Here is a 1739-nt window from a genome sequence, read left to right as displayed (position 1 = left end):
CGCGTGAAAGTGTGTAGGTTGGGTGTTTAGGAAAATCCGGACGCCTAAGACTGAGACACGAGACGAGTCACTACGGTGACGAAGTTGCTGACGCTCTGCTTCCAGGAAAAGCCTCTAAGCTTCAGGTATTGGTGACCGTACCCTAAACCGACACAGGTGGTCAGGTAGAGCATACCAAGGCGCTTGAGAGAACTCGGCTGAAGGAACTAGGCAAAATAGTACCGTAACTTCGGGAGAAGGTACGCTCTTGTGTGTGAAGGACTTGCTCCGTAAGCACGTGAGAGTCGCAGTGACCAGCTGGCTGCAACTGTTTATTAAAAACACAGCACTCTGCAAACACGTAAGTGGACGTATAGGGTGTGACACCTGCCCGGTGCCGGAAGGTTAATTGATGGGGTTAGCGCAAGCGAAGCTCTTGATCGAAGCCCCGGTAAACGGCGGCCGTAACTATAACGGTCCTAAGGTAGCGAAATTCCTTGTCGGGTAAGTTCCGACCTGCACGAATGGTGTAATGATGGCCAGGCTGTCTCCAGCCGAGACTCAGTGAAATTGAAATTGCGGTGAAGATGCCGTATACCCGCGGCTAGACGGAAAGACCCCGTGAACCTTTACTATAGCTTGGCACTGAACATTGACCCTACATGTGTAGGATAGGTGGGAGGCTTTGAAGCTGGGACGCTAGTCCTGGTGGAGCCGTCCTTGAAATACCACCCTTGTATGTTTGATGTTCTAACGTAGGTCCCTGAATCGGGATTGCGGACAGTGTCTGGTGGGTAGTTTGACTGGGGCGGTCTCCTCCTAAAGCGTAACGGAGGAGCACGAAGGTTGGCTAAGTACGGTCGGACATCGTACGGTTAGTGTAATGGTAGAAGCCAGCTTAACTGCGAGACAGACACGTCGAGCAGGTACGAAAGTAGGTCATAGTGATCCGGTGGTTCTGTATGGAAGGGCCATCGCTCAACGGATAAAAGGTACTCCGGGGATAACAGGCTGATACCGCCCAAGAGTTCATATCGACGGCGGTGTTTGGCACCTCGATGTCGGCTCATCACATCCTGGGGCTGAAGTCGGTCCCAAGGGTATGGCTGTTCGCCATTTAAAGTGGTACGCGAGCTGGGTTTAGAACGTCGTGAGACAGTTCGGTCCCTATCTGCCGTGGGCGTTGGATAATTGAGTGGAGTTGCTCCTAGTACGAGAGGACCGGAGTGAACGAACCACTGGTGTTCGGGTTGTCATGCCAATGGCACTGCCCGGTAGCTATGTTCGGAACGGATAACCGCTGAAAGCATCTAAGCGGGAAGCCGGCCACAAGATGAGTTATCCCTTACCCCCTGAGGGTACTAAAGGGTCGTTGGAGACCACAACGTTGATAGGTGAGGTGTGGAAGCGCTGCGAGGCGTTGAGCTAACTCATACTAATTGCCCGAGAGGCTTAACCATACAACGCCCAAGATGTTTTAAAGAAAGAATACAGTGTGCGCACAATCAGCTTGCTAAGTTAAAGAACAGACAAACCAGTTATTGCCTGGTGGCAATAGCGCTGTGGAACCACCTGACTCCATTCCGAACTCAGAAGTGAAACGCAGCTGCGACGATGGTAGTGTGGCATTCGCCATGCGAGAGTAGTACACCGCCAGGCACCTCATTCAATAGAAAAGCCCTACTCGAAAGAGTGGGGCTTTTTTATTGGCTGCTGTTCTGACGCGGTGTACTGCTCGAGCAGGGCGATACCATGTGCAG

At 52.2% G+C, this 1739-nt stretch carries 2 rRNA genes; both read left to right on the top strand.

The features are described 5' to 3' along the window. Nucleotides 1–1439: ribosomal RNA gene (locus AAY72_RS06195) — 23S ribosomal RNA — on the top strand; the annotation flags it as partial. 84 nt (nucleotides 1440–1523) lie between these two features. After that, a 5S ribosomal RNA gene (gene rrf / locus AAY72_RS06190) occupies nucleotides 1524–1638 on the top strand. Nucleotides 1639–1739: the final 101 nt, after the last annotated feature.

Source organism: Alishewanella sp. WH16-1, from assembly GCF_001441695.1.
Taxonomy (GTDB): Bacteria; Pseudomonadota; Gammaproteobacteria; order Enterobacterales; family Alteromonadaceae; genus Alishewanella; species Alishewanella agri.
This window is presented reverse-complemented; position numbering and strand designations above follow the sequence as displayed.